General features: G+C 39.4%; 22 protein-coding genes. 16 read left to right on the forward strand and 6 right to left on the reverse strand.

What is annotated here, in order from left to right; translation table 11 throughout:
• A partial coding sequence (locus JG30_RS03815; RefSeq protein WP_046316290.1) for a hypothetical protein occupies window positions 1-1,467 on the forward strand: 1,467 nt, incomplete at its 5' end.
• 110 nt (window positions 1,468-1,577) lie between these two features.
• Here JG30_RS03815 and JG30_RS08880 read toward each other — a convergent pair.
• Complete coding sequence (locus tag JG30_RS08880; RefSeq protein WP_052725193.1) at window positions 1,578-2,732, reverse strand: hypothetical protein; 1,155 nt, start codon at window positions 2,730-2,732, stop codon at window positions 1,578-1,580.
• Between the two features lie 309 nt (window positions 2,733-3,041).
• Window positions 3,042-3,809, reverse strand: a complete 768-nt coding sequence (locus JG30_RS03825; protein WP_046316291.1) for a DeoR/GlpR family DNA-binding transcription regulator — start codon at window positions 3,807-3,809, stop codon at window positions 3,042-3,044.
• A 169-nt stretch (window positions 3,810-3,978) separates the two neighbouring features.
• Between JG30_RS03825 and JG30_RS03830 the strand changes: the two genes are divergently transcribed.
• From JG30_RS03830 to rpe, 6 genes are read left to right on the forward strand one after another with little or no spacing between them, the layout of a single operon-like run.
• Window positions 3,979-5,073 carry an alcohol dehydrogenase catalytic domain-containing protein gene (locus JG30_RS03830; protein WP_052725194.1) on the forward strand — a complete coding sequence of 365 codons (1,095 nt, stop codon included), beginning with the start codon at window positions 3,979-3,981 and terminating at the stop codon, window positions 5,071-5,073.
• A gap of 16 nt (window positions 5,074-5,089) precedes the next feature.
• Window positions 5,090-5,506 carry a PTS sugar transporter subunit IIA gene (locus JG30_RS03835; protein ID WP_046316293.1) on the forward strand — a complete coding sequence of 139 codons (417 nt, stop codon included), beginning with the start codon at window positions 5,090-5,092 and terminating at the stop codon, window positions 5,504-5,506.
• 20 nt (window positions 5,507-5,526) lie between these two features.
• Entirely contained in the window at window positions 5,527-6,003 is a 477-nt protein-coding gene (locus JG30_RS03840) for a PTS sugar transporter subunit IIB (protein WP_046316296.1), read from the forward strand.
• A 13-nt stretch (window positions 6,004-6,016) separates the two neighbouring features.
• Entirely contained in the window at window positions 6,017-6,781 is a 765-nt protein-coding gene (locus JG30_RS03845) for a PTS mannose/fructose/sorbose/N-acetylgalactosamine transporter subunit IIC (protein ID WP_046316298.1), read from the forward strand.
• Window positions 6,778-7,653, forward strand: a complete 876-nt coding sequence (locus tag JG30_RS03850; protein ID WP_046316300.1) for a PTS system mannose/fructose/sorbose family transporter subunit IID — start codon at window positions 6,778-6,780, stop codon at window positions 7,651-7,653. Before JG30_RS03845 ends, JG30_RS03850 begins: the two co-directional genes overlap by 4 nt.
• A gap of 37 nt (window positions 7,654-7,690) precedes the next feature.
• The gene (gene rpe / locus JG30_RS03855) at window positions 7,691-8,347 is read left to right on the forward strand and encodes a ribulose-phosphate 3-epimerase (RefSeq protein ID WP_046316301.1); all 657 of its coding nucleotides are present in this window, start codon (window positions 7,691-7,693) and stop codon (window positions 8,345-8,347) included.
• A 233-nt stretch (window positions 8,348-8,580) separates the two neighbouring features.
• Here rpe and dsdA read toward each other — a convergent pair whose 3' ends face one another.
• Window positions 8,581-9,966, reverse strand: a complete 1,386-nt coding sequence (gene dsdA / locus JG30_RS03860) for a D-serine ammonia-lyase (RefSeq protein ID WP_143443886.1) — start codon at window positions 9,964-9,966, stop codon at window positions 8,581-8,583.
• A 93-nt stretch (window positions 9,967-10,059) separates the two neighbouring features.
• Window positions 10,060-10,650 (reverse strand): DJ-1/PfpI family protein, encoded by a 591-nt coding sequence (locus tag JG30_RS03865; RefSeq protein WP_046316305.1) that lies wholly within the window; start codon window positions 10,648-10,650, stop codon window positions 10,060-10,062.
• Between the two features lie 655 nt (window positions 10,651-11,305).
• Here JG30_RS03865 and JG30_RS03870 point away from each other — a divergent pair.
• The 3 genes from JG30_RS03870 (at window position 11,306) to JG30_RS03880 (ending at window position 14,343) form a co-directional block, all read left to right on the forward strand.
• The gene (locus JG30_RS03870) at window positions 11,306-12,358 is read left to right on the forward strand and encodes a PTS sugar transporter subunit IIC (RefSeq protein WP_046316307.1); all 1,053 of its coding nucleotides are present in this window, start codon (window positions 11,306-11,308) and stop codon (window positions 12,356-12,358) included.
• 26 nt (window positions 12,359-12,384) lie between these two features.
• Window positions 12,385-13,371: a D-2-hydroxyacid dehydrogenase gene (locus tag JG30_RS03875; protein WP_046316309.1), complete on the forward strand. Its 987-nt coding sequence runs from the start codon at window positions 12,385-12,387 to the stop codon at window positions 13,369-13,371.
• Window positions 13,372-13,593: 222 nt separating this feature from the next.
• Window positions 13,594-14,343, forward strand: a complete 750-nt coding sequence (locus JG30_RS03880) for an IclR family transcriptional regulator (RefSeq protein ID WP_046316311.1) — start codon at window positions 13,594-13,596, stop codon at window positions 14,341-14,343.
• Between the two features lie 54 nt (window positions 14,344-14,397).
• On the opposite strand, the gene JG30_RS08790 is transcribed toward JG30_RS03880, so the two are convergent.
• Window positions 14,398-14,724 (reverse strand): helix-turn-helix domain-containing protein, encoded by a 327-nt coding sequence (locus JG30_RS08790; RefSeq protein ID WP_046316313.1) that lies wholly within the window; start codon window positions 14,722-14,724, stop codon window positions 14,398-14,400.
• A 395-nt stretch (window positions 14,725-15,119) separates the two neighbouring features.
• Here JG30_RS08790 and JG30_RS03890 point away from each other — a divergent pair, with 395 nt between their 5' ends.
• Genes JG30_RS03890 through JG30_RS03915 form a run of 6 tightly spaced genes read left to right on the forward strand, consistent with a single transcriptional unit; the run spans window position 15,120 to window position 20,449 of the window.
• On the forward strand, window positions 15,120-15,614 hold the full coding sequence (locus tag JG30_RS03890) for a PTS sugar transporter subunit IIB (RefSeq protein ID WP_046316315.1): 495 nt from the start codon (window positions 15,120-15,122) through the stop codon (window positions 15,612-15,614).
• 2 nt (window positions 15,615-15,616) lie between these two features.
• On the forward strand, window positions 15,617-16,414 hold the full coding sequence (locus JG30_RS03895) for a PTS mannose/fructose/sorbose/N-acetylgalactosamine transporter subunit IIC (protein WP_046316317.1): 798 nt from the start codon (window positions 15,617-15,619) through the stop codon (window positions 16,412-16,414).
• A complete protein-coding gene (locus JG30_RS03900) occupies window positions 16,407-17,222 on the forward strand; it encodes a PTS system mannose/fructose/sorbose family transporter subunit IID (protein WP_046316319.1) in 816 nt (271 codons plus the stop codon). The genes JG30_RS03895 and JG30_RS03900 overlap by 8 nt, the downstream gene beginning before the upstream one ends.
• Window positions 17,223-17,247: 25 nt before the next feature.
• Complete coding sequence (locus tag JG30_RS03905; RefSeq protein WP_245626288.1) at window positions 17,248-17,679, forward strand: PTS sugar transporter subunit IIA; 432 nt, start codon at window positions 17,248-17,250, stop codon at window positions 17,677-17,679.
• Window positions 17,680-17,681: 2 nt separating this feature from the next.
• A complete protein-coding gene (locus tag JG30_RS03910) occupies window positions 17,682-19,373 on the forward strand; it encodes a glycoside hydrolase family 13 protein (RefSeq protein ID WP_046316321.1) in 1,692 nt (563 codons plus the stop codon).
• 41 nt (window positions 19,374-19,414) lie between these two features.
• Window positions 19,415-20,449 carry a Gfo/Idh/MocA family protein gene (locus tag JG30_RS03915; protein WP_046316323.1) on the forward strand — a complete coding sequence of 345 codons (1,035 nt, stop codon included), beginning with the start codon at window positions 19,415-19,417 and terminating at the stop codon, window positions 20,447-20,449.
• A gap of 82 nt (window positions 20,450-20,531) precedes the next feature.
• Here JG30_RS03915 and JG30_RS03920 read toward each other — a convergent pair whose 3' ends face one another.
• Window positions 20,532-21,713, reverse strand: a complete 1,182-nt coding sequence (locus JG30_RS03920; RefSeq protein ID WP_046316325.1) for a metal-dependent hydrolase family protein — start codon at window positions 21,711-21,713, stop codon at window positions 20,532-20,534.
• Window positions 21,714-21,834: the final 121 nt, after the last annotated feature.

The raw sequence follows: 21,834 nt of genomic DNA on the forward strand, positions 1-21,834 counted from the left end.
TATGATACTAGGTTAAATGGCCAAGATCATGTTCCTATATATTTTCGGGAATGGAATGCGGCAAAGATTCCACGGGGATTATATTTTAAAAATTCTGATAGTACTCCTTACCGTTTAGATTTTCTTTTTGATATACCTAATGGACCGGATGGTTGGTCTGCGCTTGTCTACAATCAAGACATGACTAATTTTATTGGTCAGCGCACACCTACAAATCCTAAGGAGAATCATGATCCGGATCATGCAGCTCGTTCAGAAAAAGATTATGATTCAATGATTGGTATGACATGGTCTAAGAACAAGATTGGAGCCCTAGCGTTTGGTCAATCTTCACCCACCATTGGTTTTGAAACGAGCTCTGGTGCAGCAACAGCACCAACTATTAGATCAGACAAAGAAAAATTAAAATATTGTCACGATATTGATAAAGGGGAAGATCTGCCACCAGTGAAATTGAGTGGTACGGTCAATAGCACTAATAAACAAGTTAATTATGTTAAGTTATACTATTTGATTGATAATCCTACAATACCTACTGCAGATACGCAGCGAAAGTCTTTGGGTCAAGTTCAAATTAACGAACACGAACTGACTAGCTGGGCTAAATTTGATAATCTACAAATTACTGATGAAGATGATTTAAAGACTTTAGCTACTCGAGAGAGTCAAGGACATTCCATTTATATTTACGGTATTGATGATCAAGGATATCAATCAAACATTGTGGAAATTAAGGTATTGCCCAACGTTAACGTGACAATCCATTATAAATGTGGAAATGATCCGATAAAGAGTGATAATTATTTCTTGAAAGCCGAAGGGGATTCGTATAATCTGAACGACACGGATTATGCACCCAAGAGTATTGTGTCCAATGGAATTCATTATAAATTATCACCAAACCAAACTAATTTAATTGGGACAGTTACTACCGGTCTGAAAGAAATTACCATTCAGTATGATGTAGCAGACGGTATGGCTATTACCCAAGTGCCGAAATTGGATTTTGGTAAAATCCTGCTGCTACCTAAACCGAAATATTATAATATTGTCACGCAAACTGATGATTTACAGATTAAAGCTACTAATTCACTTGCCTGGAAATTATCAATGTCAGCTGACCCATTTTATCGAGTTACTGAGAATAATCAGTTAGATAAAGCAGACTCTTTGGACGGACTGTTGTATTATCACAGACTGAATAAGGATTCCGTATTGCCAAATAATCCTGTACCGATCAATACAGAACCGAAAGAGGTGAGCAACTCTGGCGATGTAGCTAGTGCTTCAGAGACACTCGGCAATACCACGACTACTAATTTTCGGAATGTTTGGTGGGAGAGGGACCAAGATAAGCATTTAAAACAAGTGAGTGGGCCGTTATTATTACCGCCTAGTAGCTTAAGGCATCCCCAGGCAACCTATCATAGTACAGTCACTTGGACTTTAGATAATGTACCAAATTAAGCGTGGAAGCAGATTCAAAGAAAAGCGTTGGTTCAAAACCAACGCTTTTTTGATATTAATTGCAATAATCTTAACTGATTTTTTGAAAATTTATATCAAAATACTAGTTTTTATTGATAAGGGGTCAGGAGCTTTTGCAGTTCATTTTGAGCCGCTTGATCAGCTGATATTTCAAAATTTTGATCGGGTTGATAATTACCTAGTTGACCATTGTCGTCATATTGACCAAAACCAGTGCTGGAAGAGACTGAAGAGCCGTTGCCTGTTTTAAGCTCATAAACAACACCGTTATCCCCTAGAAGGTATTTGCTAACGGGTTGGCCATCGTCTAGGCTAATGGAATAATTGTCTGCGAACGATCCTTTGTATAGATTTTGTTTACCTATTTGGCCGTCTTTGGATTTATAAAAGATACAACCGCCGACGGCATGAATTTTAAAAGCGGCGGCTCCAGGCTGATTTTGGTTTTGTACTTGCACTTGTCCATCAGGCGTATTAGCGTACCAATCACCCAAGCCGGCACTGCCATGATCAAAATACCAGTCACTTACGGCCATATGTTCCACAGTAGCACGTTCTGCTGCCCAATTTAAAAAATCGGCATTGATTTGCTTTTTTTGATCTATGGTTAAATGGAGCACGTTCTTGGAAGTTGATTGAGAGGAATTTGATGACTTGGCAGTAGTTGTTGGAGTCGTGCCGGTGGCAGCTGAGTTCGTCAGGGGCGTTTTTTTAGCTTTAAACACTCCGGCTTGCAAGTGCTGGCGCTGGGTAGTCAAGGGAACTAATTCATAGTGTGAATACAATTTTTTGAGCGGGAAGGCTACAGCAAAATGTGTGGTCTTGTGAGGAGCAGTTGAAATATGCGCCGCGGCAATTTCAGAGTCATAAGGGCTTTGAGCCTCAAGGTTGGAACTGATTAATTTTTGGTGCTGGGATTTGGGTAATGGATAAGCCTCTAAATACTTTTGGAAAAAATCCGCCGCCTGAGTCTTGGAGGCTGTTTTATTGGTAAAAGTGCCACGAAAAATGACCGCACAAAGTTTCTGAGTTGTACTGGGATCATTGGTAACGATTGTTGCCACATTTTTAATAACTATAGTTCCTTGTCTATTAGAAAAAACACCATTATGGAATCCCGGTTTAGTTTGGGTTGAATCAGCAGTTCGATGTGAATGCGGGTGTGACGAGCTAAGATTAGTACTACAGGCCGGCAATGTGCCAACCAGAAGGCTAATTAAACTGGCGAGTACAATTTTTTTCATTCAATAAAGCTCCCTTATAAGCGCTAAGCAACTAGTATAACTCAGCAAGCATTCAAAAGATGTCTGTTTGCAGAAATTTCTAATTAAATTAAATAAATCATAGCTGAAATCAAGTTAATTATTAATTATAAATTAATCAATTTTAGATTGCCATATTATAAGATTTAAAATGTTGAAAAATAGACGTTAGCCTCTTCCCCGGATTTTGATATTAATTTTTATCGATTGATTAAAAATGAAATTTTGATTGGCAAGTATTGGCAAATGTTGGCATTGTGCAAAAAATAACAATTTCCTGGCACAGCTTTTTTAAGCCAAAATTACTTTAACTTTTTCAGAATAAAAGGGATCAATAGTCGCTTTTTTGATTCCTTGATCGGTAATAATAATATCCAAGTTTTGAAGGCTGGCAGTTTTATAAAGCGCAGTGAATTCAAATTTACTATGATCAGCAACTAAGACGACGGTTTTACAGTGATGCATCATTCTTTTGGAAACTTCAACTTCATCGAAATAATGATTAGTAACTCCGAAAGAGGGATCAATGCCCCCACAGCCAAAAAAGCCGATATCACAATAGATATTATCCACGCTGGTGAATGTTAAGGGACCTGATAAGGAGCCTTCACTTTGTCGTAAGCCACCGCCCAATAAGATAGTCTGCACACTGGCTTTATATTCCAGCGATTTTAAAACATTGGTGGAATCCGTGACGACGGTTAAATCGTGGACTGGGGCTTTATTTAATTGATAAGCAATGCTGTTAGTAGTCGTGCCGTAATCCAAAAAGATGGATTTATTATCACGAATTAATGAAAGCGCTGTTTTCGCGATTAAAGTTTTTTCGGGAACATACATTTTTTGCCGCTTACTATAACGTGTTTCGGTAATAGTACTTGGGGGTAGAGTAGCTCCTCCGCGGACAATTTGCAGGGAATTTTTTTTCTCCAAACTGTAGATATCTTTCCGAATAGTCTCACGCGAAACGTGAAAATCTTTACTTAATTCTGAGATTTTAATCGTTCCTTGTTCATTAAGTTTGTCCATTATTAATTTTTGCCGGTTAAATAGATCCATTTATTTAACTCACTCCTCTGAAGGCTCACTAAGCTTTCCTTTAAAATTGATGAATTTTATTTTAGTTTATGTCATCTATTTTATTATAAACAATTGCAAAGTTTAAATAATGTATTATAATAAATCATGCAAACGTTTGCAAAGTGATTATTTTAATGGGGGTATTACTTTGGACGATAACAATCAAACCAGCCAAGTTGTTTCAACAGTATTAAGTTTGGATAAACCGGAACAGATCAATGCTAAAAAGGTCACACGAACACTTCAAAAAAATTGGGTGGTAGTTGAACCGACGTATGCCAGTGTCTGCCATGCTGATGAACGTTACTATTCCGGCAAACGACGTCCGGAAGCCTTGGCCAAAAAATTACCAATGGCTTTGCTGCATGAAGGTATCGGAGTAGTTAAGCAAAGTCAAAGTTCTAAATTTCAAGTAGGCCAACGGGTGGTGATTGTACCGGGGATTCCAGGTAAGGATTTACATAATGCAAATCCAGCTACCAATAGTTTACCGGCTAATTACGATAATACTGGTGTTTTCATGAGCTCAGGTTATGATGGCATTGCACAAAGTGCCGTTGTACAGCCGGCTAATGAGCTAGTAGCGATTCCTGATAATGTGCCCAATGAGTTAGCTATTCTGACGGAAGTCAGCACTATTGGCTATGAAGCCAGCACCCGCGTTAAACATATCCTCCAGAAAAAAGATATTAAAGTAGGATTATTCGGTGATGGTCCAGTTGGTTATATGGCAGCTGCAGTTTTACATTACATCTGGCATTTGGACAAAGAACATCTAGTGGTTTTCGGTGGTATGCCAGATCGCATTGAAAAGATTGATTTTGCCACGACATATCTTTCTGATCATTATGATTTTGATCAGGCCGATGCTGATTTTGATTTGATCTTTGAAGCGACTGGTGGTAATTTCAGTTCAACGGCGATTAATGAAGCCATTAAAGTTCTAAAGCCTTTGGGCAGTATAGTTTTGATGGGAGTTAGTGAGAATTTAGTGCCAATTGATACCCGTGATGTTTTAGAAAAAGGACTTACACTTTATGGAACCAGCCGTTCGGTGGCCACAGATTTTCAGGTAGTATTGAAGGCGATTAGTGAAAGTGAAGCTTATCAGCAAACTTTAAAAAAATTGTTGCCAGATCAGGTTTATGCTGTGCATGATGCTGCCGATTTAATGACCGCCTTTCAAGAGATTATTGCACGCAATGATTGGCATAAAGCAATTATTGAATTTCATTGGCATTAACTGAGGAGGTTTTTAGATGATAGGGATTGTGGTAGCTACGCATGGGACACTTGCTGCCGGTTTTGAAAACGCTTTAAATTTGATTATGGGCCAGATTGAGAATAGCAAGTTTCTGGGCTTAAACGAAGGCAATAATATTGATAATTTTGGACAAGCCATTTACCAAAGTGTGGTCCAACTAGATGAGGGGCAGGGGGTTTTGGTCTTTACCGATTTGCAAGGAGCAACACCTTTTAATCAAGCTGTTTCCAAATTGAGGAGCTTGAAGCCGACCCAATTTGAAATCATAACCGGGGTTAATTTGCCCATGTTAGTTGAGGCCATTAACGAAAGACTGTTGGGGAAAGATTTGCAGTTTATTAAAAATGCCGCTATGAAAGTCGGGCAAACTGGTATTAATGATTTAACCACACTTTTAGATCAAAAATCTTAATATGGAAGGAACAAAAAATTATGTCACAAATTGTTTTAGCTCGAGTCGATGATCGTTTAATTCATGGACAAGTGATGACCGCTTGGCTGCAATATACTGACGGCAATCATATCGTAATTATTGATAATGGCACGGCGCAAGACTCTTTCTTACAAACGGTTATGAAAATGTCTGTGCCACAAGGGATTGCTTTTTCTGTATTTGATGAAACTGCGGGCGCAGAATTTTTACAAAAAGATCATGGAAACGAAAAACTTTTATTATTGGCTAAAACGCCTGCTACTTATTTGCACTTAGTTGAGGCCGGAGTGCAATTACAAGAAATAATTATCGGGGGAATGGGCGCTGCAGCGCAACGGACCAAATTGTATAAAAATATCTCTGCTTCGGAAGAAGAGCGCCAAATTTTCAAAAAATTACTCGATCAAGGGATCCAAGTAAAAGTTCAAATTGTACCAACTGACAAAGCCACTAATGTTGCGGGTTTATTAGAATAATGGGGGGATAACTATGAAAATTCAGCTTTGGCAAGCTTTCCTCATCGGAGTTGTTTACTACTTAGGGCAAATGGGAACACCGTGGGTTTCTTTAGCAGGAACTCATACCATCATGCGGCCTTTGGTTAATGGTTTTTTGGTGGGTTTAATTCTGGGGGATCCAGTTAAAGGAACTATTTATGGTGCGGCTATTCAATTACCATTTTTGGCCTGGATTGGAGCTGGTGGTTCGGTGCCTATGGATACCGCATTGGCAGGAACCTTGGGGACAGCGTTAGGAATGGCTTCCGGAGTATCACCTGCTGTCGCTATTACGCTTGCGGTCCCTATTAGTTTAATTGGCACCATGATTTGGGTGTTGCATATGACTGTCGATATTACCTTTGTCCACATGGCTGATCAGGCTGCGGCAGAAGGTAAATTAAATCGAATTAATTTTTTACATGTTTGGCCGCCTCAAATTACCATGTTTATTTTTAGCGTTGTACCAGCAATGTTAGCTGCCTTTTATGGCGCTGCGCCTGTCAAAATTATTATTGGCAGTTTGAAAGGAACACCATTACATGTGTTAACAGTCATCGGCGGGTTATTACCAGCCTTAGGCATTGCGATGAACTTAAGAGCGATGACTGCCAAAAGCACTTTAGTATTCTTCTTATTAGGCTTTTTGATTGCTGAATACTCGAAAATGGATATTTTACCAATTGCGATTTTTGCTGGGATTATCGCCTATCTTTATACTAATATCACAGTCAAAAAGGATGGTGAAAGCGCATGAGTACCGACACAAACACAGAACAATTAGAAAAAGATACCTTACCTTCGGAACAGGCAACTGCCCGTAAAGTAACTAAAAAAGAAGTGGTGAAAGCTTTTTGGCGCTGGACTTTTTTCTCCCATGCTAATTACAACTATGAACGTTTACAGGCTACGGGGGTTATTCACGCACTATCACCTATTTTTAAAAAGTTATACGGTGATAATCAAGAAGAAATGACCAAGGCTTTGCAAAGGCATATGCAATTTTTTAATACAGAACCGCATTTTGGTGGTGCGATTTTAGGTGTTACGATTGCCATGGAAGAAGAAAAAGCGAATGGAGCACCGATTAGCGATGACATGATTAATAGTTTTAAAACCGGTTTAATGGGACCTTTGGCCGGTGTGGGGGATACTTTATGGCAAGGTACTTTAATCCCGATTTTATTGTCGTTTACAATCTCTTTTGGTGCTAAGGGTAACATCTTTATGGGCCCCATTTTATTCGCCCTTTTACACATGGGCATCATGTGGACGATTGGCTACTTTAGTTGGATGGAAGGATTTAACTTAGGTAAAGAAGGGATTGCTAAAGTGCTCTCCGGTTCTTTGCTGCCGAAAGTGATGTCTTTTGCGCAAACCTTGGGGCCTATTGCCATTGGCGCTTTGTCCGCCCAATTTGTCAAAGTCTCTTCTCCAGTGAAATTTATGCTGGGTAAATCAACCTTAAAGTTACAAAACGGAGTATTGGATAAATTAGTCCTCGGGCTTTTGCCTTTAGCTGTGACTATGTTGACTTATTATTTGTTAAAAAAGAAAATGAAACCAACTACGGTGCTAATTGTTTTAGTATTAATTGGTGTAGTTGGCGGTGCCTTTTGGATTATTTAAGGCGCGCAGTGCAATACCAAATTTGAGGAGGTAAATCATGAAAATTGCACCATCAATTTTGAATGCAGATTATTTGAATTTGGGAAAGGCAATTAAGACTGTCGAACAAGCAGGAGCAGATTTATTACACATTGATATTATGGATGGTCATTTTGTCCCGAATTTAAGTTTTAGCAGTGCCTTAGTGAAAGCAGCGAAGGAAATCACAACTTTACCTTTGGATGTCCATTTAATGGTTGCTAATCCCGCCAGTTGTATTGAAGATTTTGCCCAAAATGGAGCTGATACCCTTTTAGTTCATGCTGAAACCGATCCCCATCTTTATCGTGTAATTCAACAGATTCAGGCTTTGCACGTGCAAGCAGGTATTGTGATCAATCCTGGGACACCGTTATCGGCTATCAGTGAATATCTACCCATAGTAGATCAAGTTTTGGTCATGACGGTTAATCCGGGTTTTGGCGGACAACATTTTCTAAAAAATACCTTAACCAAAGTTCAATCTTTAGCACAACTGCGAAATGAACACAATTGGCACTATAATATTGAAGTTGACGGTGGCATTAATGAACAGACGGCACCTTTGGCTCAACAAGCAGGAGCTGATATTGCAGTCGCTGGATCTTATCTCTTTTCCAGTACGGAGATTGCCTCAAGAATACAACTTTTAAAAACTTGTGGAACCGCACAGTAACGTATATCTCCGGCTAGGATTTACAATCTCACAATTTGTTGAAAATACAAGAGCTGAACAGCTGAGGCAAGATACTAAAAGAACAGCCAGTTGGTTGTTAGTTATTGGACTAATAAGTTGATACAGTAAACAGTTAAATTTCTTGTTAGGATAACCATTGAGAGAACAAAAATTTATAAATAATCAGTAAAACACCACTCCTTTGATAGAGAGTGGTGTTTTAATTTGGCTATTTATAATAAATCTTGACCTTGTTGATAAAAAGTTTGCCAATCTGCATCTGGGACCATGTTGCCACCAGTAGCCCAAGCAATATGAGTGGCTTTGTTTAAGAGTGTTTGCGAGGCCAGTTGTGGAGTGGTAGTAGGTAAAATGGCTAACCCCGCCGCTGCCGACGGTTCAACTTTAATATTTTCGGTGTCTGCTAATAAAGTTAGAGCTTGAAAGATTTTATCATCTGCAAAAGTGGCAGCACCTAGTAACAAAGTACGCATCACTTTTCCAGCGAGAACGGATGGGCGACAAACCGCCAGGCCATCTGCTTGGGTTTGACCGGAAAGGCCGATATCATAGACCGAAATTTTTTGATTCAATTCCGTGACCATCCCCAACATCACTGAAGGCACCGTAACAGGTTCTGCAAAGATAGCATGGACATGGGGACCCAGGATTTTCTTCAAGCCGAAAGTTACCCCACCGGGACTACCGCCCACTCCGGCAGGTAGATACACTAACAATGGATGATCTGCATCGACAGTAATGTGTTGTTCTTTCAATTGTTTTTGTAAACGAACCGCAGCTACAGAATATCCTAAAAACAAATCGGGGGAACCCTCGTCGTCAATAAAGTAAGTATGTGGATCATTTTCAGCTTGTTGGCGTGCTGCTGCTACAGCCGTATTACAATCACCATCGTGTTCGACTACGTTCACACCATTAGCTCGTAATTTAGCTTTTTTCCAAGCGCGCGCATCGCGTGACATATGAATCGTGGTTTGAAAACCAAAAGTCGCCGCAGCAATTCCAATGCTTAAGCCTAAATTACCGGTGGACCCTGCAGTCACCGCATAATTGGCGAAGAGTTGCTGATATTTGGGAGTAGCCAAAACTGCGTAATTATCTAAGTAGCATAAGTCGCCTTCTTGGATTGCAATTTGTTCGGCAAATTTTAACACTTCATAAATACCACCGCGGGATTTAATGGAACCCGATATTGGTAATTGATTATCTTGTTTCATATATAAGTTACCTGGTAGTGAAAAATGATTGGCCTGTTCCCAAGCACTATGAAAGTGGGGAATTGGCGTTAGTGGGGACTCAATGATCCCCTTGGTCGCCGCTGTTTCGGGAAAAACCTGCGCCAAATAAGGAGCGAAACGATCCCATCTGGCAACTGCGTCAAAAATATCACTTTGCCGAAAAGGCACTTGATTATCGGGCTCATTATAATGCGGATTGCGCCAAAATAAGGGTTCTTGTTGGGCAATTTGCTGTACAATGGCCGGATTTTTTAAATGTTTCAGAGCTGATGAGTCGATGATAATCCCCTCCTTAAAATGCAATTTAAATAAAAAAATAATAGCACAAGTAATTCCCAGAAAACAAGAATCTTTTGACATATTTCTGAATAAAAAATTAAAAATTTTAATTTTGAAGTAGCGATCAAAGATTATAACAGTATTAAAAGTGAGCTTTTGGCGAACGTTTAGCTATCAGTCCACGGCAAAGGGGTCATTGTCGGGGTTTTTGATTCTGGAGTATTCAAGATATTGTGCCACATGCTCAGCTGCTGATGAACCCTGAATCTCTTCTAAAAAGGCAAAGGTCATATCCATCCCGGCACTAATGCCTGAAGAGGTATAACAATTGCCGTCGACCACCCAACGAGCATGTGGTTGCCAATGGACTTTTGAATTAATACTGGTTACCCAGTTAAAGGCAGCCTTATTGGAGGTGGCACGTTTACCATTTAAAAAATCTGTTGCGGCCAACAGTGCTGAACCAGTGCAAACACTTAAGCAATATTGGGCTTGATGGGCTAAATTTTGTAATTCTTGTAAAAAATCTTTATCGTGCACGTAAGTCCGGGTACCATCGCCACCGGGAATTAATAAGGTCTGGTGCGGATCAATGTCTCGCAGTGGATGAACTTGCAATTTAATTTCTCGAAAACTAGTCACTAAAGGCGAATTAGACAGTGTAAATAATCGCGGTTGGAAATCAGCTGCATTTAAGAATATTTCCATAGGTCCAAAAACATCTAGTGGTTCAAAGTTATCAAATACTAAAATATTAATTTGCAATAATATTCCTCCTTTCCGTAGAGCTAAAGCTTAAAGTAACTTTTTGTAACTTTATAATTATAAAGTTTGAAATGATTATAACAAGGAATTGATAATATTCAAATTTTTATTAAATGATCTGGCTGATAAGAATGAAAAGTCGTTAAGCTAACATTCATCGTTATCTAAAGTCCCAAATTGTCGTTCATCTCCAATCAATCATTTCGACATAATTTAGTGATTGTTTTCAAAAATAAATTTTGCGTACATGAAGAAAGCAAGAAAAAAACCGACATTTTGGTAGGCGGCTTTTTTGTTAAATATTTACTATTCTTCTGCGGTCCATAGAATGGGTTTATAAAAAGTTGAGGGGACTGCTTGTTTGATAGGACTGAAATCCAAGTTGCAACTTCTGGAGGAATAGATCCACCAAGGGAACAAAAAAATCCAGATAAAATTTCTCTAGCAGCTACTAATTTGCAAAACTTGGAGTGCTCGCTAGCTCTATTACTTAATAGAATAACAAACATTTTTCAGTATATCTTGAGTTGTCGTTACTTGTTAATCTTTAGACAAATTTCCATTTAGCCATTGCAAAACTTTTCACATGATGCTATAGTTTTTGTCGTGAATGGAACAGCGTTCCATTTATTAAATATTAACTTGGAGGCAACACATGAATGAATTGAAGCAGTATAAATTCGGTGAATTTTGGAATCTGCTCCTTTCAGGGGTAGCCATGGCTATTGTGGTGGCCGTGACTCCTGGGGCAATCATTGCACCCTTTATTGGCGGCTTGGCCAAAAGCAGTGATTTTTGGGCGGCGGTAAACACTGCCACCAATATGGGAACTTATATTGTACCTGTTGCAGCAGCTATTTTGGCTGCTAATCAATTTGGATTCAATATGATTGAAAAAGCCAGTGTATCATTAGCCGCATTAGCCGGCAGTGGTGCAGTGGATTATTCCAAAGGTACCTGGACTTTGGTGGGTATGGGCGATTTAATTAATACAATTTTGGTTATTGCGGTAGCCATTGTCGTAATTTTTCTCGTCAGAAATTATGTCGGCAGTTTTTCGATTATTTGGGAACCTATTTTATGTGGTTCTGTGGTAGGGGCCTTAGGTATGTGGTCCTATCGCTACGTGCATATGATTTCTATGGCGGTGGGAAATATCTTGAATTCCTTTACCGACTTACAGCCGATTTTATTATGTACGTTGATCGCTATGTCCTTTGCTGTGATCATTGCCACACCTTTATCGACAGTCGGTTTAGCTTATGCCATTGGCATTAACGGTATCGCCGGTGGGGCGGCTTCTGTCGGCGTAACTTCTTGTTTTATGATGGTCGCAGTGGCTACTTATAAAATGAACGGCAAAGGGGTCTCATTTGCTATGTTTTGGGGCTCCGTCAAAATGATGTTAGCCAATTTTGTTAAACATCCACGGATGTTAATTCCTATTGCCATGGTTGGTGCGCTCACAGGCTTTACAGATTCTTTCTTGAATATCAAAAATAGCGCGGCTTGCGCCGGTTTTGGTCAACCAGTCGGACCCATTAATTCCTTTACTTACATGCATGGTTCCGTAATGAGCAATATTATTATTTTAGCGTTGATTTACTTTATTATACCGATTATCTATTCACTGCTGGTTTACTTTGTGATTAAAAGATTTCCAAGTTTATATAATGAGCAAGATTGGATTGTAGATATTAGTAAATAATTAATCATTATTGGAGGAATTAGATTATGAAAATCATTTGTTTTTCAGTTTTACCAGTCGAAAAGCCTTATATTGAAGATTGGGCCCGAAAAAATCAAGTTGAAGTAAAAATCCTTTCGGAAGATTTAACCAGTGAAACTGTCGATCAAGTTAAGGGTTACGATGGTGTCTCTTCTGAAGGCATTGCACCGGTGGGTGAAGATGTCTATGCAACTTTGGAAAAAAATGGCATTCATCAGTTAGCTATTCGCCAAGTGGGATATGATAATCAAGATTTAGCTGCTGCCAAAAAGCATGGTATTGTTTTAACCAATGTTGCGGCCTATTCACCACGCGCAATTGCGGAAATGGGTGTGACTCATGCTTTATATTTATTGCGTAATGTCGGTCTTTACCAACAACGCATGGCTGCCGGTGATTTTACTTTTGATGAACAAACGATTAGTACGGAAATCTTCAATTGTACTGTCGGCTTAATTGGCGCGGGTCATATTGGCGGAGCCTCAGCACAAATATATAGTGCATTAGGGGCACGGGTTTTAACTTATGATCCATTTTATGATGCTTCTTTAGAACCATTCACTACTTATGTAGACTTAGATACTATTTTAACCGAAGCTGATATTATCTCGTTGCATACACCTTTGTTGCCATCCACTAAACATATAATTGATGCCGCTGCTTTGCATAAAATGAAATCTAATGCCTTACTGATTAACATGGCACGGGGTGAATTAGTGGATACCGCCGCTTTAATTACGGCGTTGAAAAATAAAGAAATTGCCGGTGCTGGTTTGGATACTTTAGCGGATGAAGGAGAATTCTTTGGCGAGCAACAAGATTTGTCAACTTTGCCGCAAGATTATCAAGAGTTGCAAGCTCTGCCAAATGTTTTAATTACGCCACATGTTGCATTCTTTACTAAATTAGCTGTTAAAAATAGCATGGAAATTGCTCTCAATGATGCCAAGAACTTAATTAATGGTGGCAGCAGCCGCAATATTATTCATTAGTTTTTACGATTACGTTGATTGAGAGTCAATAATAAAAAGCGCAATTCGATAATTAGTCGAGTTGCGCTTTTTAGTTAGAAACATATCCAATGATAAGTTAATTGTTCAAAGCTCGTGTTATGATAAAGATAACGATTTTTGTTTCCTAACTAAATACTTCCTATTATAAAGAATCACTCCAATGCCTAGAAATCCAAAAACTAATAATTAGGTGATGTTCAAATGACCGATGACGCAAGTTACAATAAAACAGTAATAAATACTTTTAAGATTCTAGATGCGATTAGTAATGCGCACACAGCGATAGGAGTCAGTGAGCTGGCTAAAACCACAGGTTTGCCTAAAACGACAGTGTTTCGTTTATTACGAAGTTTAGAATATGTCCGCGTAGTCGAAAAAAATGACCAGCAATGCTACCATTTTGGAGCCAAAATTATCACTTACTCCCAAAATTTCGAGCGGCAGAGTTTACTGGTACAGACAGCGCTACCGTTGATGAAACAATTCGTCAAAGAGGTTAAAGAAAACATTAGTATCGGTATTTTGTACAATAATTTAGTTTTATATTTACATTCGGAAAAAGGGGAACGCTTTCCGCTCCAAGTTAACCTATATCCCATTTCGCCTTTATATTGCAGTAGTATGGGGAAGATTTTTTTGAGTAACTTTTCGCCCGCTGCTTTAACCAATTATTTAACTGCGCAAAAGTTCACCCCGCGCACGGTCAATACGATTGTAAATCCCCAAATTTTACGCGCCGAAGTCTTGCGAGCGCAAACATCCAAAATCGCCTACGATAACGAGGAATATGAATATGGTCTCACCTGTATTGGCGTACCCTTGTATCAACAATCGAAAATGATCGCCGCTGCCAGTGTGTCCGGACCTACTTCGCGGTTGAAAGCCCGGGGCTGGGACTTCATTACGGAAAAAATCATTAATTTTGGGCATCAGGTCAGTCAACGACTCTAGTTTTTCAAAGTTAGTTTTTTGATATGTCATTTTGTCTAAAAGTGGCTCAAAAATTTATTGCGGACGACCACCTTCAATGATGCGGCGAATCATTTCGACTTCCTCCGGGGGAATGATCCGTCCTTTAAATGAAAGCGTAATGGCAGGATTGGTAATTGCCGGCGTAATGTCAATATTTTGACGACCTTGGGATTCCCGGCCTAATAAATAGTCTGTGGAGACGTGAAAATAATCGGCTAATTCTGCCAGCTTTTTTGCACTAGGATTAGTTCTTTTCAAACGGTACAGGGTATTTTGTGAGTAACCCATTTCTTTTTCAACTTCGTTAATTGATTTTAATTGTTTTTTTGCAAGTATTTTTATTTTATCAAATACTGTCATAAGTCCAGCTCCAGTTTTTGGAACAGACATTTAAAATAAATGCATAAATTCCATTGACTATTTTATGCATTTATTTTAATATAATATCTGTAAGCTAAGTTTGATATATTATTTAAAAAGGCCAGAATTTCAAACGTTCCCCAACGTTGAGCCAATTATACATGGCCTGTTTTACTGTATTTTGATGTTAAAACATTTGTATAATTGTGTCAATTTTTTTAGAACAAAACCAATAAATATTTTCAAACTAGCTTACCTACATAAAAAGGAGGGTGCATATGACATTAAACCGCATTACCTGATTTTTAACTAAGGCCAAATTGTAAACGATTGCATATTTGTGCCTTAGACTTGCATAAAACTATGTCAATAGATAGAGGGAAGGGATTAAATAAATGGGAATAGTGTTAGCACGGATTGACCAACGCTTAATTCATGGCATTGTAGTTACCCAATGGGCGGGTTACACCAAGGCTCAAAGATTGATGGTTATTGATGATGAATTAAGCCAAGATGAGCTGCGTAAAACGGCCATGCGCATGAGCAAACCAGCGGGAACCGGGATGTCAATTATTTCGATTCAAAGAGCGATTACCAATTTTCAAGCAGGTAAATATGATGATCATAATGTTTTTGTCATTGTGAAGGAACCGCAGGCTTTGATTCCTTTATTAGATGCTGGAATTGCTATTCCGGAAGTCAATGTTGGGATTTTGTTCGCAGGTACCGACAAAACCCAAATTTCTAAGATGGTGGCAGTGAACGAGGCTGAAGTAACGGCACTGCGTGAGCTGGAGCGTCGACAAGTTCCGGTTACCTTGCGATATGTGCCTTCAGATCCGAACAAACCCATTGAAGATTATTTGAAGCAGTTGAAAACAAAGGAGTAAATATGGCTTTTATTCAAGGATTATTAACAATCATCTTTTCTTTTTGGATGGTTTTGGATCACCAAGGGTTAGTTATTACGACCTGGTTTCCTATTATGGTGGCCTTCTTTATGGGGCTGATTATGGGGGACATGCAAACCGCTATGGTCATCGGGGGTACTTTTCAGTTGATGGCTTTGGGCGTAGCCAGCATTGGCGGCGCTTCTGTACCTAATTGGGGATTAGCGGCGTTAGTCGGGATCTATATTGCGATTAGAACTACGCACAGCTTATCATCGGCCAAAGCCGTCGCTTTAGCAGTGGGGGTTCCAGTCGGGATGATCGGGATTCAATTGGATGTTTTGGCGAAAGTTTTGACAACCTATGTTGCCCACCAGGCACAAAAATATTTGAATTTGGGTAAATATCGGCAAATGAATGCCACCTTATGGTTGGGACCATTGATTTTTGGTTTATCCACCTCTGTACCTACGGCTATTGTAGTTTTATTTGGAAGTAATTTAGTCAAAACAGTTCTGCACTTTATTCCTACTTGGGTAACTAACGGCTTATCTATTGCCGGTTCTTTGTTGCCGGTATTGGGAATTGGCATGTTATTGCAATTAATGCCGGCTAAAAAATATTTTTCGATGCTGCTGGTTGGTTTCTTTTTATCTGGTTATTTGCATATTCCTATGTTAGGAGTCTCAATTATCGGTTTTGCAATGGCTTACTATTTCTTTATTCAACAAGCCCATAATGCTAAATCACCAGTCAGTGATCAATCTTCAACGGATAAAGGAGAAATGTTTGATGAGTGATAATTCTCAACCTGGTAAATTAACCAAAAAAGATATTCGCAGGGCTGCTACCCGCTATATGTTTATGGCTTGTAATGATTTTAACTATGAAACGCAGCAAGGTCCGGCTGTAGTTTACAGTTTAGAAAAAGCTTTGCGCAAAGTGTATCCCAAAGATGCAGATTATCAAAAATCATTAAATAATCATTTTAATTATTTTAATACTACTACCTGGATGGCTAATATTTTAATTGGTGCTAGTTTAGCCATGGAAGAACAAGATGGCATTCAAGCCATTGATACTGTACAGAACTTTAAAACTGGGCTAATGGGGCCTTTAGCCGGAATCGGGGATACCTTAATTTGGGTCTTGTATCCTACTATTATGGGCTCGATCTCGGCTTATATGGGACTGCAAGGGAATCCCACTGGCGCAATCATTTGGTTGATTTTGAACATTTTATTTTTGTTATTTCGATATAAATTGTTTGATTTAGGCTATGCTTCGGGACTAAAATTAGTCACTAGTTTAGGGGAGAAAATTTCTGTTTTTACAGAAGCTGCTTCAATTATGGGACTGACGGTCATTGGGGCTTTGATTCCCGCTGTTGTGAAAATGAACGTGGCGTGGACCTTTAAAGTGGGTAAGGTTAACTTAGCGATTCAAAAAGGGGTGTTAGATCAAATTATGCCGGCTTTACTGCCTGCAGTTTTAGCCTACGTAGTTTATCGGGTTTTAGCTAAAAAAAGACTCAGTGTTATTTCTTTGATTTTCTTGATCATTATTTTTGCACTTGTGATGTCATTTTTGGGAATTCTAAAACCGTAATAAATTATGAAAGAGTTGAAGTTGAATGTTGAGAAAGATTATTTTGGCCAGTCATGATCGTTTAGCTGCCGGCTTTAAAAGTACGTTGAATTACTTAAATCCTAATTTGGGCACTATAGAGGTGATTAATGGTTATTTGGTCAATGTTCCAATTGATCATGAAATTGAACAGGTTTTAGCTGCAGTAGATTGGCAGCAAGATGAAGTTTTAACTTTTACAGATCTGTTGGGTGGTTCAATTAACCAGGCTTTTACTAAGTATTTAGTTTATCCGCATTTTCATTTAGTTACAGGTATGAACTTGCCCTTGGTACTGAGTTGTTTGATGAGTTTACCAGCAGCTGATCAATATTTGGATCCCCAAAAATTACGCCAGTTAATTAAAGACGCACAGCAACAAATTATTTATGTCAATGATTTGTTCGCAGCTAATTTACAAGGAACAGAAGAGGAGTAAGTATGGCAGATACAAAATGGTGGCAACATAGTGTGGTTTATCAAATATATCCGCAAACTTTTAATGATAGTAATCACGATGGAGTAGGAGATTTAGCGGGAATTGTTCCCAAAATTCCTTATCTAGTTCAATTAGGGGTAGATGTAGTCTGGCTCAATCCAATCTATCAATCCCCCTTAATCGATCAGGGTTATGATATTTCCGATTACTATCAAATCAATCCTATGTATGGTACGATGGCTGATTTTGATCAGTTGTTACAAAAATTACATGCGGCGAATTTAAAATTGATTATGGACTTGGTAGTCAATCATACAAGCTCACAACATGCTTGGTTCCAAGCAAGTAAACAAGATCGGACCAACCCTTATGCAGATTTTTATATTTGGAAGGATCCTAATCCTGATGGAACGCCGCCGACTAATTGGGGCTCAAGCTTTGGCGGTTCGACTTGGGAATATGTTCCCCAGCGCCAGCAATATTATTTACATTTGTTCGCTAAAGAACAACCGGATTTAAATTGGGAGAATCCCCGTGTACGGCAAGAAGTTTATAAAATTATGCGTTTTTGGCTAGATAAAGGCGTTGATGGTTTCCGCATGGATGTTATTAGTTTACTTTCCAAAGATCCCCAATATGCTAATAGTCCTGTATCTCCCCACCAACAATATGGCAGTTATTATCCCGGGGCTGCCAATGGGCCCAGAGAACATGAATATCTGCAAGAAATGAATCGGGAAGTTTTATCCCATTATGATGTCATGACTGTTGGGGAAACGCCGCATACATCTGTTCAAGAGGCTTTATTATATACTCAAGCTGAGCGTCATGAATTAAATATGGTGTTTCATTTTGACCACATGCATCTGGACTATGGTCCGGAAGGAAAATTCTCGACCAAACGTTTTCGCTTAACGGCTTTAAAGCAAGTCTTCACTAAGTGGCAAGAAATGATGATCCAAAATAATGGCTGGAACAGTTTGTACTGGAACAATCATGATCAAGCTCGGGCTGTTACGCGTTTTGGTAATCCTGATCCGCGTTGGCGAGAGCAGTCTGCCAAAATGTTAGCCACCATTTTGCACATGCAATGTGGAACTCCTTTTATTTATCAGGGTGAAGAAATTGGAATGGTTAATCCGCACTTTAATTCGATCAATGATTATCATGATTTAGATACCTTGAATGTCTATCATGATTTTATTCATCAGAAACATCTTGATCCGGCACAAGTTATGCAAGCGATTTATTTAAAATCTCGTGATAACGCCCGAACTCCGATTCCGTGGAATGATCAGCCTCTAACGCAGACTAATCCCAACTTACCACCACTAAATCCTGATTATCGCACAGTTAATGTAGCCCAAGCGTTAGCAGATCCGGCTTCGGTCTTTTATTATTACCAAAAACTCATTAAATTACGGCATGATTTGCCGATTATTACTACCGGCGATTATCAGTTATTAGATGCAGATGACGAATCTACCTTTAGTTATTTAAGAACTAAAGATCACCAAGTCTTATTAGTCAGTGGGAACTTTACGGATCATCTGTGCCAAGTGCAATTACCTTCCAAACTGCAATTTACTACCAGTAAGTTAATTATTAGTAATTTTGCAATAAATCAGCAGTTGACTTCGCAAGTATTTAATCTGCCGCCTTACGGGACAGTTGTTTATTTATTGGAACAATAGTTGGTACTGTCGTCATTATCATATTTGCAGAAAGGATCTAAATGAAAGAAAAAGTCAAAGTTGCAATTATTGGATGTGGGGCCATTGCACAAAAGCGCCATCTTCCTGAATATTTAGCGAATCCGGCTGTGGATGTTGTAGGCTATTTTGATAATAATTTATCGCGCGCGCAAGCCTTGGCACAGCAATACGGTGGGCATGCTTATACCACTTTAGCGGCATTATTAGCAGATCCTCAAATCACAGCGGTTAGTGTTTGTGTAGTTAATCAAGCACATGCTGCAGTTGCCATTCAAGCGTTAAAGGCCGGAAAACATGTTTTATGTGAAAAACCCATGGCGACTTCGTGGTCGGATTGTCAAAGAATGGTCCAAATAGCCCGCCAAACTGGTAAAAAACTTCTGATTGATCACAATCAACGGTTGATACCAGCTCATCAAGCAGCCTATCGATTATTGCGGCAAGGGAAGTTGGGGCATTTATTGACCTTTAAGACGACTTTTGGTCATTCGGGACCGGAAACTTGGAGTGTGGGAGGTAAAAATCCCTGGTTCTTTGATAAAAAGCTGTCACAATCCGGCGCCATTTTTGATTTAGGTATTCATAAAATTGATTTGTTACGTTATTTATTAGCCGATGAAATTCAAGCCGTCTGGGCACAGACAGCAACCCTGGATAAACATTCGCCCGATGGCCAGCTAATTGGAGTTGATGACAACGCTATTGGAGTTTATCAATTTGGTTCCGGTGTTCGGGGGACGGTCATTGCGAGTTGGACTTATTATGGCCCTCAGGAAAATTCTACCTATATTTATGGCAGTCAAGGAGTTATGAAAATCCAAGCAGATCCGCAGTTTCCTTTGCAAGTCATTTTCCGCAATGGACAGCACATGAATTACCAATGGCCCACCAGTAAAGTGCGATCATCTGGAGTGATTGCCGAATTTATTCAATCTATCCAAGAAGATCGGCCCACTATTTTGGACGCCGCACAAATTTTGGGATCTATGCAAGCACTTTTTGCCAGTTTGAAATCGGCCCGTACCGGCCAAATTGTGAGTTTGAATCCCGCCTAATCATGCACTTGTTTAGCAATCAAAAAGACTATCCACTGAAGGATAGTCTTTTTAATTGCTTCGTTATTTATCAGGGCCGTTATTAAGCAACACGGTTGCCTTTTTGATATACCTGTTTGTTAACTTGCTGTACGGCACGAATATCTTCTAAGGGATTATGCGTTAAAACCAAAAAGTCAGCAAATTTTTGCTCTTCTAGCGTACCGTAATGCTCCGCAATTTGCATTAGTTGTGCTGAATGCCAAGAAGTTTGAAGCGCGTCAAAATTACTGAAACCATGATCCACCATTAGTTCTAATTCTTTAGGAGTTTGATCAAAATAATTAAAACACGTTCCGGCGTCCGTTCCTAAAGTAATCGGTACCTGACGTTGATAAGCATGGTTGATATTTTGATATAAGTCATCTAGGGCATCGGCTGCTTTTTTAATTTCCCAATTTGGCAAAATTCCCTGACCAAAACGTGGGATGGCCCAAGCGGCAATAAAAGTCGGGGTTAAAAAAGTATGTTGCTTTAACATAAGGTCAATTTCGGCATCATTGACATAGAACCCATGCTCAATTGAATCCACCCCGGCTTCAATAGCATTTAAAATGCCCGGGTTACCTTCGGCATGCGCCGCTACCGTTTTTTGACGGTGATGTGCTTCTAAAACGGCTGCCCGCATTTCTGCAGTACTTAATTGGGGATCATTCATAAAATCGGCCGGACTCATAACGCCGCCAGTGGCCATCACCTTAATGACTTGAGCACCTTGCTTCAAAGCTTGGCGGACAGCTCGGCGCATCTCATCAGGAGAATCCACTTCTTGGGTACCATTATTTAAGCTGCCATGACCTCCAGTCATTGAAAAGGGCAAGCCTGCTGGTAAAATTTGCGGAACGTGAGTTAATTTCTGTTGCTCAATTAATTGACTCAACGTAATATCTACACCCTTAATACTGCCGCACTCGCGAACATATGTGACACCGGAGCGCAACATAGTTTGTGCATTCTGGACAGCCCGGACTGTGGCGGTCACTTTGTCGGTTCCCGTATCACCGTCAAAAGCGTCGGGATCTAAACATAAATGAGTATGGCAATTAATCAATCCAGGCATAACATACTGATTATGTAAATCGACACGATGCTCGGCAGGGGGAGTAGTTCCCTGGCCACGAGCACTAATTTGTCCTGCGGGATTTACTAAAAACCAAGAATGAGGTTGGATTTGGGGATTCTTACCATCAAATAGCTGGCAATTGTAGAATAAAGTAGTTTCCATTATGAAAACCTCCTTGGAATTATTAATAAATTTTAATGTTAATATCATAATCACTCTTGGAGGGAAAGTCAACCGAAAAAGTAGACTGCCGATGTAGACAATCTACTTTGAAAGCACTGCT

Source organism: Bombilactobacillus mellifer (assembly GCF_000970795.1).
GTDB lineage: Bacteria > Bacillota > Bacilli > Lactobacillales > Lactobacillaceae > Bombilactobacillus > Bombilactobacillus mellifer.

Coding starts and splice junctions, on each gene's coding strand:
- JG30_RS08880 (WP_052725193.1), bottom strand. CDS start 2,732: ATGAAAAAAATTGTACTCGCCAGTTTAATTAGCCTTCTGGTTGGCACA.
- JG30_RS03825 (WP_046316291.1), bottom strand. CDS start 3,809: ATGGATCTATTTAACCGGCAAAAATTAATAATGGACAAACTTAATGAA.
- JG30_RS03835 (WP_046316293.1), top strand. CDS start 5,090: ATGATAGGGATTGTGGTAGCTACGCATGGGACACTTGCTGCCGGTTTT.
- JG30_RS03840 (WP_046316296.1), top strand. CDS start 5,527: ATGTCACAAATTGTTTTAGCTCGAGTCGATGATCGTTTAATTCATGGA.
- JG30_RS03845 (WP_046316298.1), top strand. CDS start 6,017: ATGAAAATTCAGCTTTGGCAAGCTTTCCTCATCGGAGTTGTTTACTAC.
- JG30_RS03850 (WP_046316300.1), top strand. CDS start 6,778: ATGAGTACCGACACAAACACAGAACAATTAGAAAAAGATACCTTACCT.
- rpe (WP_046316301.1), top strand. CDS start 7,691: ATGAAAATTGCACCATCAATTTTGAATGCAGATTATTTGAATTTGGGA.
- dsdA (WP_143443886.1), bottom strand. CDS start 9,966: ATGTCAAAAGATTCTTGTTTTCTGGGAATTACTTGTGCTATTATTTTT.
- JG30_RS03870 (WP_046316307.1), top strand. CDS start 11,306: ATGAATGAATTGAAGCAGTATAAATTCGGTGAATTTTGGAATCTGCTC.
- JG30_RS03875 (WP_046316309.1), top strand. CDS start 12,385: ATGAAAATCATTTGTTTTTCAGTTTTACCAGTCGAAAAGCCTTATATT.
- JG30_RS03880 (WP_046316311.1), top strand. CDS start 13,594: ATGACCGATGACGCAAGTTACAATAAAACAGTAATAAATACTTTTAAG.
- JG30_RS08790 (WP_046316313.1), bottom strand. CDS start 14,724: ATGACAGTATTTGATAAAATAAAAATACTTGCAAAAAAACAATTAAAA.
- JG30_RS03890 (WP_046316315.1), top strand. CDS start 15,120: ATGGGAATAGTGTTAGCACGGATTGACCAACGCTTAATTCATGGCATT.
- JG30_RS03895 (WP_046316317.1), top strand. CDS start 15,617: ATGGCTTTTATTCAAGGATTATTAACAATCATCTTTTCTTTTTGGATG.
- JG30_RS03900 (WP_046316319.1), top strand. CDS start 16,407: ATGAGTGATAATTCTCAACCTGGTAAATTAACCAAAAAAGATATTCGC.
- JG30_RS03905 (WP_245626288.1), top strand. CDS start 17,248: ATGTTGAGAAAGATTATTTTGGCCAGTCATGATCGTTTAGCTGCCGGC.
- JG30_RS03910 (WP_046316321.1), top strand. CDS start 17,682: ATGGCAGATACAAAATGGTGGCAACATAGTGTGGTTTATCAAATATAT.
- JG30_RS03915 (WP_046316323.1), top strand. CDS start 19,415: ATGAAAGAAAAAGTCAAAGTTGCAATTATTGGATGTGGGGCCATTGCA.
- JG30_RS03920 (WP_046316325.1), bottom strand. CDS start 21,713: ATGGAAACTACTTTATTCTACAATTGCCAGCTATTTGATGGTAAGAAT.